The organism is Microbacterium sp. 20-116 (genome assembly GCF_041079415.1).
In the GTDB taxonomy this organism is placed as follows: domain Bacteria; phylum Actinomycetota; class Actinomycetes; order Actinomycetales; family Microbacteriaceae; genus Microbacterium.
In genome coordinates, this window is sequence record NZ_JBFYGP010000004.1 from 219,656 (window position 1) to 234,336 (window position 14,681).

General features: G+C 72.5%; 13 protein-coding genes. 4 read left to right on the forward strand and 9 right to left on the reverse strand.

Translation table 11 applies throughout. The features are described from left to right. Positions 1–22 precede the first annotated feature (22 nt). A complete protein-coding gene (locus AB6V29_RS10230; RefSeq protein ID WP_369358446.1) occupies positions 23–457 on the reverse strand; it encodes a hypothetical protein in 435 nt (144 codons plus the stop codon). Positions 458–606: 149 nt separating this feature from the next. On the opposite strand from AB6V29_RS10230, the gene AB6V29_RS10235 reads away from it, so the two are divergent. Next, positions 607–813 carry a DUF3499 family protein gene (locus tag AB6V29_RS10235; protein ID WP_103206488.1) on the forward strand — a complete coding sequence of 69 codons (207 nt, stop codon included), beginning with the start codon at positions 607–609 and terminating at the stop codon, positions 811–813. Between the two features lie 25 nt (positions 814–838). Here the strand turns inward: AB6V29_RS10235 and AB6V29_RS10240 are convergent, their stop codons facing one another. Then, positions 839–1,669: an RDD family protein gene (locus tag AB6V29_RS10240; protein ID WP_369358447.1), complete on the reverse strand. Its 831-nt coding sequence runs from the start codon at positions 1,667–1,669 to the stop codon at positions 839–841. A gap of 16 nt (positions 1,670–1,685) precedes the next feature. On the opposite strand from AB6V29_RS10240, the gene AB6V29_RS10245 reads away from it, so the two are divergent. The 3 genes from AB6V29_RS10245 to katG all read left to right on the forward strand — a co-directional run bounded on the left by AB6V29_RS10245 (position 1,686) and on the right by katG (position 5,493). After that, on the forward strand, positions 1,686–2,681 hold the full coding sequence (locus tag AB6V29_RS10245; RefSeq protein WP_369358449.1) for a stage II sporulation protein M: 996 nt from the start codon (positions 1,686–1,688) through the stop codon (positions 2,679–2,681). 101 nt (positions 2,682–2,782) lie between these two features. Continuing rightward, the gene (locus tag AB6V29_RS10250) at positions 2,783–3,244 is read left to right on the forward strand and encodes a Fur family transcriptional regulator (RefSeq protein WP_210072095.1); all 462 of its coding nucleotides are present in this window, start codon (positions 2,783–2,785) and stop codon (positions 3,242–3,244) included. After that, the gene (gene katG, locus AB6V29_RS10255; protein ID WP_307315576.1) at positions 3,241–5,493 is read left to right on the forward strand and encodes a catalase/peroxidase HPI; all 2,253 of its coding nucleotides are present in this window, start codon (positions 3,241–3,243) and stop codon (positions 5,491–5,493) included. The genes AB6V29_RS10250 and katG overlap by 4 nt, the downstream gene beginning before the upstream one ends. A gap of 273 nt (positions 5,494–5,766) precedes the next feature. Here the strand turns inward: katG and AB6V29_RS10260 are convergent, their stop codons facing one another. From AB6V29_RS10260 to AB6V29_RS10290, 7 genes are all read right to left on the reverse strand, one after another. Further along, positions 5,767–6,726 carry an NAD(P)-dependent oxidoreductase gene (locus AB6V29_RS10260; RefSeq protein WP_307315578.1) on the reverse strand — a complete coding sequence of 320 codons (960 nt, stop codon included), beginning with the start codon at positions 6,724–6,726 and terminating at the stop codon, positions 5,767–5,769. Next, positions 6,723–9,410, reverse strand: coding sequence for an alpha/beta fold hydrolase (locus AB6V29_RS10265; RefSeq protein WP_369358452.1), 2,688 nt, complete (start codon positions 9,408–9,410; stop codon positions 6,723–6,725). Before AB6V29_RS10265 ends, AB6V29_RS10260 begins: the two co-directional genes overlap by 4 nt. Next, positions 9,407–10,429 carry a 3-oxoacyl-ACP synthase III gene (locus tag AB6V29_RS10270; RefSeq protein WP_210072091.1) on the reverse strand — a complete coding sequence of 341 codons (1,023 nt, stop codon included), beginning with the start codon at positions 10,427–10,429 and terminating at the stop codon, positions 9,407–9,409. The genes AB6V29_RS10265 and AB6V29_RS10270 overlap by 4 nt, the downstream gene beginning before the upstream one ends. Positions 10,430–10,554: 125 nt before the next feature. Then, a complete protein-coding gene (locus tag AB6V29_RS10275) occupies positions 10,555–11,856 on the reverse strand; it encodes a DUF58 domain-containing protein (RefSeq protein ID WP_369358454.1) in 1,302 nt (433 codons plus the stop codon). Continuing rightward, positions 11,856–12,863 (reverse strand): AAA family ATPase, encoded by a 1,008-nt coding sequence (locus tag AB6V29_RS10280; protein ID WP_369358456.1) that lies wholly within the window; start codon positions 12,861–12,863, stop codon positions 11,856–11,858. The genes AB6V29_RS10275 and AB6V29_RS10280 overlap by 1 nt, the downstream gene beginning before the upstream one ends. Further along, positions 12,860–14,038 (reverse strand): DUF4350 domain-containing protein, encoded by a 1,179-nt coding sequence (locus AB6V29_RS10285; protein WP_369358458.1) that lies wholly within the window; start codon positions 14,036–14,038, stop codon positions 12,860–12,862. Before AB6V29_RS10285 ends, AB6V29_RS10280 begins: the two co-directional genes overlap by 4 nt. Next, positions 14,035–14,673 carry a DUF4129 domain-containing protein gene (locus AB6V29_RS10290; RefSeq protein WP_369358460.1) on the reverse strand — a complete coding sequence of 213 codons (639 nt, stop codon included), beginning with the start codon at positions 14,671–14,673 and terminating at the stop codon, positions 14,035–14,037. Before AB6V29_RS10290 ends, AB6V29_RS10285 begins: the two co-directional genes overlap by 4 nt. Positions 14,674–14,681: the final 8 nt, after the last annotated feature.

The following is a 14,681-nucleotide window of genomic DNA, read 5'->3' on the forward strand; positions in this document are numbered from 1 at the left end:
CGGTCCCGACGCCCGGGGCCGGTCAGAAGAAGCGGAACCGCTCGGGGCCCAGGTCCCACGGGTCGCGATCGAGGTACTCGGCGGCGGCGCGGAAGACCGCGCCCTCGATCATCATGCGGCGGTGCAGGTCGTCGTCGTGGTGGGGGTGTCCCAGGCGCTCGATGGGCACTCGGTACAGGATGATGCGCTTCTCGTCGCGCAGGACCGTCCATCGAGGGATGCCGTCGGCGGCGGCGGGCGGCATGATCCCGATCTCGAACGAGACTTCGCGCAGATCTGTCCATGCCGAGCGGAGGAACTCCGCGGCCGCACCGACCGCGATGTCGAAGCGCTCGACGCGGGTGTCGATGGGGGGCAGCGGCGGTCGGACGACGGGGCTGCGGTTCTCGCGGCCGTGACGACCGTGTCGCGAGGGGCGGGCCACCGGCCGCGCTTCCCGGGATCGACGACGCATCATGGGCCCATCCTACGTTCGAGGCAGCGGCCCGCTCGCGCCCGTGCCGCGGCGCGAGTGCGCTCGAGGCTCCGGTCGCGCCGGGGGCCGGCATCCGGGACCCCGGCGCGGCGTCGGGGCCGTGTCGGAGGGGCTGGCTAGGCTGATCCGCGATGCGCGACAGACTCTGCTCGAAAGTGGGATGCGCCCGCGAGGCGATGAGCACTCTCACCTACGATTACGGCGACCAGATGGCGGCCCTCGGTCCCCTCGGTCCCGCGGGCGACCCTCACGCGCACGACCTCTGCGCGATCCACGCCGACCGACTGTCGGTTCCCAAGGGCTGGGTGGTCGTACGGCACGAGACGCTCCGCACCTGAGGCGCGGCGCTCTCGCCCGAGGGAGTCACGCGCGCCCGGTCAGGGCGGCGGCGCGCTCGTTCTCACGCAGCAGCGCGCGGTACTCGCGGTCCCGTCGCACCGACGACACGGCGCGGACGAGCCCTTCGGCATCCGACGGGGGAATCGGCGAGACGAAGGGGCGCACGGCTTCGGCGAGGGACGCCGCGACCCGGGTGCGAGCGGCGGGCTCGAGGGCGTCGGCGCCGCGCACGAACTGCGCCACGCGGGTGGCGAGGCGGTCGGGAAGCCGCGAGACGTCGGCGATCTCGGCCCAGGACTCCCAACCCGGCGGCAGGCCCGGCGCGGGGGGAGGGAGGCGGCGGGTACGGGTGCGCTCGCTCGCCGTGCCGGCGAGCAGGTCGCCCAGTCGCTGAGCGCGCGGGGTGAACATCCCGACGACCGCGGCGATCGCGCCGAGGGCGAACCACAGCTCGAGAACACCGGTCAGGGATCGGATGAGGGCCTGACGGAAGCCGGCGGCCCCGCCGTCGGTGCGTACGATCCGGGCTCCCACGGCGAGGCGACCGAGGCTCCGGCCGCGAGAGAGCGTCTCCACCGTGGTGGGGATCACGACGGTCACGAGCACGAGCAGCGAGATCACGCCGATGCGGACGGCGGCTTCCGGAAGGGTTCCCGCCGCGACCATCGTCGTCAGCAGCAGCGCTCCGCCGATCAGCAGTACCGCCCCGATGAGGAAGTCGATGAGCGTTCCGAGCGCGCGCAGGAAGAAGCCGACGGGTTGGACGTCGAGGGCGACGGCCTCTCCGGTGAGCGTCTCGTCCGCACCCGTGTGCACGAGGGCGACCGCGGGAGAGGGGGTCGTCGACGAAGCCATGCGTACAGTTGACCACATGGACCTCGATGCCCTCACGGCCGCCCGGCGCGAGGAATGGGCGCGGCTCGACGAGCTGGGTCGTCGCAAGCGCCTCAGCGGTCCCGACGTGGACGAGCTGGTGACCCGCTATCGTGCGGCGTCGGCCGACCTGGCCGACATCAAGACCTCCGCCGGACGCACGCCCGAAGGCGACTACGTCTCGATCCTGCTCGCGCGCACGCGCCTGCGCCTCACGGGCGTCCGCGACAACGTGCTGAAGCAGCTGCCGCGCTTCTTCGTCCTGCAGCTTCCGGCGGCGTTGTATCGCGTGCGCTGGAGCACCCTGGCTGTTACCGTCGGCTTCCTCGTGGTCTCGAGCCTCGTCGCCCTGTGGATCTCGAGCGACCCGGCCGCCGTCGCGGCCCTGGGTGAGAAGAGCCAGCTGCAGAACTACGCCGACGAGCAGTTCGTGAACTATTACCGCGAGAACCCGAATGCGATCTTCGCGGGGTCCGTCTGGACGAACAACGCCTGGATCGCGGCGCAGTGCGTGCTGTTCGGCGTCGCCGGACTCTGGCCCCTCGCGGTCATGATGCAGAACGCCGTCGGGGTGGGGACCTCGGCGGCGATCATGTTCTCGTTCGACCGCGGCGACCTGTTCTTCCAGTTCATCCTTCCCCACGGCCTGCTCGAGCTCACCGCGATCTTCGTCGCGGGCGCGGCGGGCCTGCAGATCTTCTGGGCCTGGGTCGCCCCCGGGCGGCGTTCGCGGGCGGCGGCGCTCGCCGCAGCGGGTCGATCGCTGGCCACCGTCGCCGTGGGGCTCGTCTTCGCCCTGGCCCTGTCCGGTCTCGTCGAGGGGTTCGTCACCCCGCGCGAGTGGCCGTGGCAGATCAAGATCGCGATCGGCGCTCTCGCCCTCGGTGTCTTCCTCTTCTACATGCTCTGGGTCGGTCGACGCGCGGTCCGCGCGGGCGAGACGGGCGACCTCACCGAGTACGAGGCCGGGACCCCCACGCTGACGGCGGGATGACGGCATCCGGATGCCGTGTCGTTCGGCCCGGGAGGTGAGCGTTCCCGATCGTTCCCCGGCGTGTCATTTTTGATTCACTCAAAACTAGGTACGCTGAATGCATGCTCGACAATCGACCGGAAGCCCCCGCGGATGCCCTCATCCGCGGAGCGGGTCTGCGGGTGACGGCGACGCGGGTCGCCGTCCTCGAAGCCCTTCGCGCCCGGCCGCACGCCACCGCCGACGCCGTCTACGACGGCATCGTCGGCACGCTCCCCGGAACGAGCAAGCAATCGGTGTACAACGCGCTCGGCGATTTCGCCGACGCGGGTCTCGCACGTCGCATCGAACCCGCCGGCCACGCCGGCACGTTCGAGTTGCGCGTGGGCGACAACCACCACCACGTGGTGTGCACCGGGTGCGGCCGGATCGACGACGTGGACTGCGTCGTCGGCGCGGCGCCGTGCTTGCACATGCCGGAGGGCAGCGGCTTTCTCATAGAGACCGCTGAAGTGACGTTCTGGGGCGTGTGCTCCGATTGCCGAGCGAAGTCCGAAGCCGAAAAACCGAGAGGATCCCGATGAGCGACGCTCTGAACGGGTGCCCCGTCTTCCACGATGGAGCCGCCCCCGACGACAACCGACTGCCCGTGGGCGAAGCCCCCGCCGACAGCGAGCCCGCCGGCGCCCTGCCCCACCCCACCCAGGGATCCGCCAACCGCGTGTGGTGGCCCGAGACCCTGAACGTCAAGATCCTCGCGAAGAACAACGCCCTGCGCGACCCGCTGGACGAGGGGTTCGACTACCGCGCGGCGTTCGAGGCGCTCGACCTCGACGCCGTCAAGCAGGACCTCAAAGCGGTCATGACGACCTCGCAGGACTGGTGGCCCGCCGACTTCGGCCACTACGGCCCTCTCATGATCCGCATGGCCTGGCACAGCGCCGGCACCTACCGCGTGACCGACGGTCGCGGCGGCTCGGGCGCGGGCATGCAGCGTTTCGCCCCGCTGAACAGCTGGCCCGACAACGTCAACCTCGACAAGGCCCGCCGGCTGCTCTGGCCCGTGAAGAAGAAGTACGGCCAGTCGATCTCGTGGGCCGACCTGATGATCCTCGCCGGCAACGTCGCGCTCGAGGACATGGGCTTCCCGACCTTCGGCTTCGCCGGTGGCCGCACCGACGTGTGGGAGCCCGACGACGACGTGTACTGGGGCCCCGAGACCACGTGGCTCGGCGACGAGCGCTACACGGGCAACCGCGAGCTCGAGAAGCCCCTGGCCGCGGTCCAGATGGGTCTGATCTACGTCAACCCCGAGGGACCCAACGGCAACCCCGACCCGCAGCTGTCGGCCAACGACATCCGCGAGACGTTCGGGCGCATGGCCATGAACGACGAGGAGACCGTCGCGCTCATCGCCGGTGGTCACACCTTCGGCAAGACGCACGGTGCCGCGAGCGACTCGCACGTGGGCGTGAACCCCGAGGCCGCCGACATCAACGACCAGGGCCTGGGCTGGAAGAACAGCCACGGCACGGGCAAGGGTGACGACACCATCACCAGCGGCCTCGAGGTCACGTGGACGTATCACCCCACCCGCTGGGACAACGAGTTCTTCCACATCCTGTTCGCCTACGAGTGGGAGCTCTTCCAGAGCCCCGCGGGCGCGCACCAGTGGCGTCCGGTCAACGGCGGAGGCGAAGGCCTCGTCCCCGAGGCGCACTCCGACGGTCGCCGCGAGCCCCGCATGCTCACCAGCGACCTGGCGCTTCGCGTCGACCCGGCGTACGAGAAGATCTCGCGCCGTTTCGCCGAGGACCCGGCCGCGTTCCAGGACGCCTTCGCCCGCGCGTGGTTCAAGCTGACCCACCGCGACATGGGCCCACGTGAGCGCTACCTCGGCTCCGAGGTCCCCTCCGAGGTGCTCGTGTGGCAGGACCCCGTGCCCGCCGTCGATCACCCTCTGATCGACGCCGCCGACGCCGCAGCGCTGAAGAAGCAGATCCTCGACAGCGGCCTGTCGGTGCAGCAGCTCGTCACCACGACGTGGGCCGCCGCCTCGACCTTCCGCGGCAGCGACAAGCGCGGCGGCGTGAACGGGGCGCGCATCCGCCTCGAGCCGCAGAAGAGCTGGACGGTCAACAACCCCGAGCAGCTGGCATCCGTGCTCGACGTGCTCGAGAAGATCAAGGGCGCATTCGACGCGCAGGGCGACAAGAAGGTGTCGATCGCCGACCTGCTCGTGCTCGCGGGCAACGCCGGTGTCGAGCAGGCCGCCCTCGCCGGCGGCGTCGAGGTCGAGGTGCCCTTCACCCCGGGCCGCACCGACGCCACGCAGGAGCAGACCGAGATCGAGTCGTTCCGCTGGCTCGAGCCGATCGCCGACGGCTTCCGCAACTACGCCTCGCGCGAGGCGCGGCTTCCCGCGGAGTTCCTGCTGCTGGACAAGGCGAACCTGCTCACGCTGACGGCTCCCGAGATGACCGTGCTCGTCGGCGGCCTCCGCGCGATCGGCGCGAACTGGGACGGCAGCGACTGGGGCGTGTTCACCGACACCCCCGGTGCCCTGACGAACGACGTGTTCGCGAACCTTCTCGACCTCGGCACGACGTGGAAGCCGCTCGACAGCGGCAAGCACGCCTTCGAGGGCACGAAGGACGGATCGGGCGAGAAGGTCGGGATCGGCACGCGCGTCGACCTCGTGTTCTCGTCGAACTCCGAGCTGCGCGCGCTCGCCGAGGTCTACGCCTCGGACGACGCCAAGGAGAAGTTCGTGCGCGACTTCGTCGCCGCGTGGCGCAAGGTCACCGAGCTCGACCGGTTCGACCTGGTCTGAGTTCGGCGAACGCTGCGGCTCGGTAACCCGCGGCAACCGGAAGGCCCGTCCCCTCGCGGGGCGGGCCTTCCGTCGCTCGTTGCGTCCTGGGCGGTTCTCTCGTGCCCGCCCGCGTCGCGCGCCGTGTCCCGTGCGCCGTGTCCCACCCCGTGCCGGACCGAGCTCCGACTCACGCACCTTCGGGACGAGCGAGCAGAAGACGCGTGTCCCACTTGGCGCAGGCTCCGGCGCGTTTCCCCGCACGGAGGCGGACACGCGCGGGGGCGGCGCGGCTCAGGCGCGAGACAGGCGGCGCAGACCCTCGTCGATCGACACCGACGGCGCCCAGCGCAGGTCGCGGCGGATCGCGGTCTGATCGAACCAATGCGCGGTGGAGAGCTGCTCGGCGAGGAAACGCGTCATGGGCGGCTCGTCCTGGCCCGGGCGCACGGCCCACACCCGCTCGATCAGCGATCCCGCGGCCTTCGCCACCCCCGCGGGCACGCTGAAGCGCGGCGGGGTGACGCCCGACGCCCGGCAGATCCCGGCGAGCAGGTCGCCGACCGGCCGCGGTTCGCCGTTCGTCAACACGTACGCGCGCCCGCTGACCTCGTCGACGCGGTGCAGGGCGGCCACGATCCCGGATGCCGCGTTGTCGACGAACGTGGAGTCGATGAGAGCCGTCCCGCCGTCCAGCAGGGGCAGGGTGCCCCGACGCGCGCGGGCGACGACGCGCTCGATGAGCTGGGTGTCGCCCGGGCCCCACACGATGTGGGGGCGGATCGCGACCAGAGCGGTGTCGCCGCCGGCGCGGGAGAGCGCGAGCACTTCGGCCTCGGCTTTCGTGCGGGCGTATTCGCCGCGCGCGGCATCCGGATCGGCGGGCTCGGCCCCCACACCCGCGAGGGCGTGGCCGGCGTGCGCGACCGACGGCGACGAGACGTGCACGACGCGCGTCACGCCGGCCGCCTCGGCGGCATCGAGCAGAATGCGGGTGCCCTCGACGTTGACGGCGTGGAACTGCGCCGGGTCGCCGGCGAGAGAGACCTTCGCCGCGAGATGAACGATCCCGTCGACCCCCTCGAGGGCGGAAGCCACGGCATCCGGATCCGTGACCGACCCGAGCCGGTCGTCGGCGCCGTCGACGCCCGACCGGCGACGCTGCAGGGTGCGCACCTCGTGCCCCGCCTCCTGCAGAGAGCGCACGACGGCCCGGCCGAGGAAGCCGGACGACCCGGTGGCGAGGACCCTCACGGCGCCGTCGGCTTCTCTCCGGCCAGCACGCGCTCCGCCCAGCGGGCCACGCGCGCGCGGTCGATCTTGGAGTTGTGGCGGATGTCGGTCGGAAGCGTGGGGACCACGAGCACGGCGGCGAGGCGCTGGGCGGTGGCCGCACGCACCTGATCGGTCAGATCGGGGGATGCCAACCCCGGGCGACGGGCGCCCGCCTCGACCACCGCGACGACGACCTGGCCGCCCACCGGGCCCACGCCGACGGCAGCGGCGCGTTCGACGGCGGGCACCGTCTCGACGTCCTGCTCGATTCCCACGGGAGTGACGGGGCCGTCGGCGGTGGTGATGACGTGGGGCAATCGCCCCTCGATCCAGAGCCTGCCCTCGGCGTCGAGGTGTCCGACGTCTCCGGTGCGGTGCCAGCGCTCGGGGAGTCCACGCTGCGCTTCGCGGTCGGTGAGGTACAGGCGGAAGTATCCGCGCTTGAGGTGGGGCGCCGAGATGACGACCTCGCCGGTGACCCGCGGCTGCGTCGACGGTGCGCCGGAGGCGCGGCCGTCGGCGTCGATCGCCGAGATGCGCACCTGGCCGCTTCCGAGCGGGCGACCGACGCACACGCCGCGGTCGCCTCGCGCCTGTTCGATCTCGGGCAGAGTGATGTCGGCGACGAGCAGGCACTCGGTCATGCCGTAGGGGGTGTGGGCCGTCGCGTTCGGCATGAGCGCCTGCGCGCGGCGGAGAAGATCGACGCCCACGGGGGCTCCGGTCGACAGGAACGTCTCGACACCCTCGAGAGCGGCGCGGTCGTCGGCGGTGAGGGCCGACGCGGTCGCGACGACGTTCGACACCGCCGCGGGAGACAGGAACACGATCCGCGCGTCCGAGGCGCGAACGGCCGCGGCGACGGCGGCCGCCGTCAGGGTGCGCGGAGCCGAGACGTCCATGTCGGGCGTCGCGGAGCGCGTGCCCAGCGCCGGGCCGAGGAGCGCGAAGGGGGCGAAGCCGGTGACGAGACCCGTCTCGGCGGTCACGCCGAAGTGCGCCGCGAGGGTGTCGCGCAGCGCGGTGAGCTGGGCGTGCGTGTAGACGACGCCCTTGGCCGGTCCCGTCGAGCCGGAGGTGAACAGCACCGCAGCCTCGGCCTCGGGGGCGGGGGGAGGGGGAACGGCACGACCGCGCCCGGCCCGAGCGAGGTCGGACAAGCTCGCCTCGACGCCGAGCGCGCGGGAGGTGACCGCCGGAAGAGACGCGGCCGAGATGCGGCGACCGGGCCAGGCGAGCGCGCGTGCGGCCGCGAGCCCCGCGACCTCACCGATCACGACGTCGGGGACCGCCCCGCGTACGGCGCGGGAGAGACCCCGGATGCCGAGACCCCGATCGGCCACGACGACGACGGCGCCGATGCGCAGGCAGGCATACAGGGCGGCCGTCAGGGTCGGACCCGGCTGCACGAGGAGCGAGACGCGGTCGCCCGCGCGCACCCCGAAGGCATCGAGCCCCGCGGCGAGCTCCTCGACACGGGCGGACAGCTGGCGCCAGCTCACGCGGAGCGGCTCGCCGTCGCGGGCGGAGGTCATGTCGATGACGGCGGTGCCGTCGTCGTCGCGGCGGGCATCGAGGGCGTCCCACAGGTGACCCGACGGGGCCTGGGGCGAGTCGGAAGGGGCGGGCGCGGGCGCGGCGGCTGCGCGCTTCGCGGCGGCCGAGCGACGCGAACGGGTCGCGGGCGTGACGGCATCCACTACCTTCTCGTCGAGCCAGTCGAGAACGACGTCGGCGTAGGGGCGCTCCTCGGCGAGGAGGTGCCCGGCGCCCTCGAAGCGGTGCACGTCGGCCTGCGGGAGACGATCGGTGAGGTCGTCGAGGTGGTCCTCGCCGAAGACCGGGTCCTTGGGGCCCCGCAGCAGCAGGGCGGGCACGGCGAGCTCACGCAGCCCCGACGACATGCGGTGCAGGGCCGGAGTGCTCTCGTGCTCGGGTGTCGCGGGGATGTCGGCGACGAAGCCGCCGATCCCTCGGCGGCGCGCGACGGTCGCGTACGGCGCGCGGAACGCGGCCTTCACGGCCGGGTCGAGCTCGGCCAGCGCGAGGGTGGTGTCGAGGAACGCCGTGGTGCCCGTGGTGCCGGCCGCGAGCATGCCGCGAGCCGTGGCGACGCGGAGGGCGAAGGGAAGAGAGGCGCCGTCGGGGTGGTGCACGGCGGTGTTGAGGGCGATGACGGCCGCGAGGCGGTCGCGGTGCTCGACGGCCCAGCCGAGCGAGACGGGCCCGCCCCAGTCATGACCGATGGTCACGATGGGACCTCGGATGCCGAGTCCCTCGACGAGAGCGTCGAGGTCGGCGATGCGCTGGGCCAGGGTGCGCCGCAGCGGGGAGCGTTCGGAGAAGCCCATCTCGAGCTGGTCGACAGCCACCACGCGCCAGACGGCCGCTCCGGCGTCGGCCCGCGCGAGAGAGGCGTTCACGAGGGCGCGCCAGAGGTACGACCACGTGGGATTGCCGTGCACGGCGACGATCGTGCCGATCGGCTCGAGGCCGCGCTCGACGAGGGCGTCCCCGGTGTCGAGCACGTGCCACAGGCGCGTGGCGCCCGCGTCGGCGAGGACGCCGTCGACGCTCACGAGGCGCGACAGGGCCGGGTCGAGCCCGGGCAGGCCCGCGGGGGGAAGAGTGGCCTGCGGTCCCGTGACGCGCGGGAAGCTCACCAGGCCAGCTCCAGCATTCCGGTGTTCAGGCCGGAGCCCACTCCCATCAGCAGGACGCGATCACCTCGGCGCAGCGTCTTCTGCTCGGCGGCGAGGGTGATCGGGATGGAGGCAGGACCGACATTGCCCAGGCTCGGGTAGGTCACCGGCACGCGGTCGCGGTCGAGCTTGGCGGCGCGGACGATCGCCGAGGTGTGTACCGACGAGACCTGGTGCGTGATGTAGCGATCCATGCCCGTCCAGGAGAACTCGCCCTTCGCCTCTTTCCACGCCGACACGACGAGGTCGAGGCCGCCCTTGAGCAGCGCCTTGGCGTCGGTGAACATGCCGTCGACGCTGCCGACGCAGAGGTCGTAGAACTGGGTCGCGGCGCGCGTGACGCCGCCCACGATGCGGTGACCCTCGGGGTGGTCGCTCGCCCGGCCGAGGACGGCGGCGGCGGCTCCCGAGCCCAGGGTGAGGGAGGCGAACTCCTGCATGAAGGCATCGCGGTCGAGGTCCTCGCGCACGAGGCGGTTGATGGTGTTGACCTGGATCTCGTCGGCATCCTCGCCGTTGACGATCAGGGCGTACTTGACCTGGCCCGACTGGATCATGCCGGCGGCCAGGCTCATGCCGTTGATGAAGCCGAGGCAGGCGTTGGCGACGTCGAAGTTGATCGCGGAGCTCGGCAGGCCCAGACCGTGGTGCAGCCGCACGGCGACCGAGGGTTCGAGATGCTTTCGCGTCACCGACGTGTTGATGATGAGCCCGATCTCACTCGGGTCGACGCCTGCCTCGGCGAGCGCCTGCTTGCCCGCGGCGATCGTGGCTTCGTCGGAGGACTCGCCCTCGGCCCAGTTGCGGCGCTCGTTGACGCCCGCGACGCGGCGGAGCAGGCCCGGCTTGAGCTTGAGGCGCTGCAGAGCCGGGGCGAGGCGCTCCTCGATGTCGTCGGACGTCGTGACGCGGCTGGGCAAGACGCTCGCCACCGAAACGAGGGCCACATCGTCGAAGTGCGTGGTGGCGTTACCTGGCAAGAGATCTCCCGCATCCTGTGCGTAGACGGCGCAGCCGGGCGCGGAGGGGACGCATCGACGGCTGGAAGGGTACCCCCCAGGATAAGCCGCGAGATATGTCGCAGGCTGCATGAGGGGTGGGTGTGCTAGAGCCGACCGGCCGCTTTGAGGGCGAGGTAGCGGTCGGCCACGAGCGGGGGCAGATCGTCGGCCGACGCCGACACCGCATCGCCTCCCGCGCGGACGATCGCCGCGGCAACCCGCTCGGCATCGTGCCGGGCGCGCTCGACGGCGGCGGCGGCGTACACGTCGGACGCGTCCCGGTGGACGGGGATGTCGCCGGGTCCGTCGGTGGCGGTGGCCACCAGAAGGCGCGAGCGGGAGGCGACCGCGGGAAGAGAGGCGAGGAACGCGCGGGCGGCCTCGGGGTCGTCGGCCGCCGTGAGCAGCACGACGAGGGCCGGACGGACCGCGAAGCCGCGCACGTGCGCGAAAGCGGCATCCCAGTCGGTGTCGATCAACTGCGGATCGACGGGCGCCATGGCATCCACCAGGGCGGGCAGGAGCGAGGTGCCGTCGACGCGGGTGACGCGAGCTCGGGGCAGACGGTCGAACATCAGCAGGTGCACGTGGTCGCCCGCGCGCGTCGCCAGCACCGACAGCAGCAACGCCGCCTCCATCGCCGCGTCGAGGCGTACGCCGTCGCCCACGCGAGCGGCGGCCGTGCGCCCGGTGTCGATCACGACGACGACGTGGCGGTCGCGCTCCGGGCGCCAGGTGCGCAGCATCGTCGTCCCCGCGCGGGCGGTGGCGCGCCAGTCGATCGAGCGCACGTCGTCTCCGCGCACGTATTCGCGGAGGCTGTCGAACTCGGTGCCCTGGCCGCGCACCTGCAGGCTCGTGTTGCCGTCGAGCTCGCGGAGCCGGGCCAGGCGCGAGGGGAGGTGCCGTCGCGAGGTGAACGGGGGGAGCACGCGGATCCGACCGGGAGCGTCCACGACGCCCTGGCGCCCGGCCAGTCCCAGCGGGCCCGCCGCGCGAACGACGACGAAGGCGCTGCGCAGTTCGCCGCGGCGGCGGGGGCGCAGGGGGAGAGGCGCGGCGCGCCGCTCGCCGGGCGGGACCACGAGGCGCAGACGTTCCGCGGGCGCTCCGGCCGTGGGCTGCCACGCGTCGCGGACGCGGGCACGGAGCAGACGGGTGCCGAGGTTGCGCACGCGCAGCTCGCCGGACACGGGTTCGTCGCGCAGCGCCCGCTCGGGGTGCGTGCGGGTGATCTCCACCCGTCGAGGGTCGGCGGCGAGCACCGTGTCGACGATCGCCAGCATGAGGCACAGCAGCACCCACCCGCCGGCGACCGCCCACGCCGAGAGCCCCGCCGTGCTCAGGAGCACGAGGGGGACGACGCCGAGCGCGACGAGCAGGGCGAGACGGCCGGTGACGAACATCAGATGGGAACGCGGGTCTGCTGCAGGACGGAGGTGAGGATGGAATCCACCGAGACGCCCTCGATCTCGGCTTCGGGACGGAGGCGAATGCGGTGGCGCCACACCGGGACCAGCATGGTCTGCACGTGGTCGGGGGTGATGGCGGGGTAGCCGCTCAGCCAGGCCCACGCTTTGGCCGCGGCCAGCAGACCCGTGGAGGCGCGCGGGCTGACCCCGACCAGCACCGAGGGACTCTGCCGGGTCGCGCGCGCGAGGTCGACGACGTAGCCGAGCAGGTCGTCGTCGACCGAGACCGATGCCGCTGCGCGCTGCGCCGCGAGGATCTGCGGTGCCGTGACGACCGCCGCGACACCGGCGTCGTCGAGGCGACGGGGATCGAAGCCCGAGGCGTGACGACGCAGCACGTCGACCTCGGCGTCGCGACCGGGCAGGTCGACGACGAGCTTCAGGAGGAAGCGGTCGAGCTGCGCCTCGGGCAGCGTGTACGTGCCCTCGTGCTCGATGGGGTTCTGCGTCGCGGCGACGAGGAAGGGATCGGGCAGCGCGCGGCTCTCGCCGTCGGACGACACCTGGCGCTCCTCCATGGCCTCGAGCAGCGCCGCCTGGGTCTTCGGGGGCGTGCGGTTGATCTCGTCGGCCAGGAGCACGTGGGTGAACACGGGACCGGCGCGGAACTCGAAGTTGCCGGCGCGGGCGTCGTAGACGAGGGAGCCGGTGACGTCTCCGGGCATGAGATCGGGGGTGAACTGCACGCGCCGGGTGTCGAGTCCGAGCGCGCGACTGAACGACCTCACCAGCAGCGTCTTGGCGACGCCGGGGACGCCCTCGAGCAGCACATGGCCGCGGGAGAGCAGCGCGATGAGCAGGCCGGTGATCGTGCCGTCCTGGCCGACGACGGCTTTGCCGACCTCGAGGCGCACGCGGTGCATCGCGTCGCGCAGCTGCGCGTGGTCGTCGCTCGGCGCGACGGAGGCCGCGGCTGCGGGGGTCTCGGGGCTGTCGGTCATCGTGTGGTCCCTTCGGTTCGGACGGCGGCGCGCACGCTCTCTTCGAGATCGCGGAGGCGGTCGGCCGCCGCGACGAGTTCGCGGTCGGTGCGGGGGATGTCGTCGACGAGGATGCCGCGCACGCGCGCACGGTCCGCGTCCAGTCGCTGTGCGACGGCGTCGGCGATGTCGTGCGGTGAGGTGCGGGCGGTGAGCCCCAGCAGACGCCCCACACGCGAGCGGGCGGCGCGACGGAGCTCGTCGAGGGCGTGTGCGGCGTCTTTCGACGAGGCGTACAGGCGCGCACGGCCCTCGGTGGTCTCGGCGGCGCGGACCGTGACCGGCAGGCGCTCGGCGACGAGCGGCCCGAACCGGCGACCGCGCCAGATCGCGGCGGCGAGAGCAGCGGTCAGAAGAAGCAGCATGGCCGGCGTCACCCACGCGGGGGTGAGATCGCCGAGAGTGGGGGCGGCCGTTCCCTGATCGGCGTCGGAGAGCGAGGGAACGTACCAGACGAGGGTGTCGGTCTGGCCGAGCACGCCGAGGGCGAGAGCGGCGTTGCCGTCGACGGGGAGGGACGAATTGGTGAGAACCGAGAGCCCGTCGAGGGCGGTGACCGTTCGTCCATCGACACCCTCGGACTGCAGGAGTCCGAACTCGCCGTCGACGGGGTAGCACCCCTCGACCCCGTCCGCGGGGCGGAGGAGTTCTCCCACGTGAGCCGCTCCGGCGTTCGCGGCCGCGGGGACACCGCACTCGGGGCTCGCGGACAGGTCGGGGGAGAATCCGCCGAGCGAGGAACCGTCGAGGAGCACGTCGAGCGCTCGGGATCGCGGCTCGACGAGGACGACATGGCGCGCGCGGCCGGTGAGATCGCGCAGGGCGTCGTCCGACAGCATCGGCGCGTCGCGCAGGACGAGGGTGGTTTTGCCGCCCGCGAGTGCGCGTTCGGCGGCGGCCCGGTCTCGAGCGATCGTGACCGAGACACCGTGCTGCTCGAGGACGCGCACGACCGCGCGGGTGCCGTCCGAACCGGCCGACTCGGGATCGAGGATCGCTCGCTGCGTGTACCCGCCGTAGACGAGGGTGCCGCCCACCAGCGCGGCGAGCAGGAGGCCCCCGGCGAGAGCGACCCACCCGAGGGCGGACCTCCGGCGGGAGCGGACCGGGGCCGCCGAGGCCGTCTCGGCGCTCATCGGGGAGCCACCGGTACGGCGCGGGCGCGAACGGCGGCGGCGTCGAGATCGGCGACCAGCCGGTAGCGCTCTTCGGTGCCGGGGCGGCGCAGATACCGGATGTCGTCGAACGTCGTCGTGGCCGGATCGAGCAGCGGGATGAGCGCGGGCAGCGCTGTCGCCGTCTCACGTGCGAACGCGCGGGCCGTGGCGCCGGGAGGCGGGTCGACGAGCCCGCGTTGGGTGAGGCCGCGTGCGAAGGCGCGGAACCGCAGCACGATCGCGTCGTCCCAGGCCCCGCGGTCGGCCGCGGCCGCCGCATCGGTGCGGAGTTCGTCGGCGGATCGCCCGTCGTCGTGGTCGAACAGCGCGCGAGCCGGTTCCGAGGCGCGTGTCGACAGGCGTGGTCGGCCCCAGATCAACAGGGCGACGACGATCAGCGCGACCACGATGATGCCCAGTACGACGAGAGCCGACGGGCCCCACCCGCCGTTCTCGGGGACGCGCAGCAGATCTTCGAGGAACTTGCCGACGGCCTGGGAGATACGGTCGACCAGGTTCGGCTCGGCGGCCTGATAGGTGGGGTCGCTGAGCTCCTGCTCGGCCCACTCCCGGGCCTGGTCGGGGTCGGGAAGCAGCGGCGCGACGGCTGCCATGGCCGTGA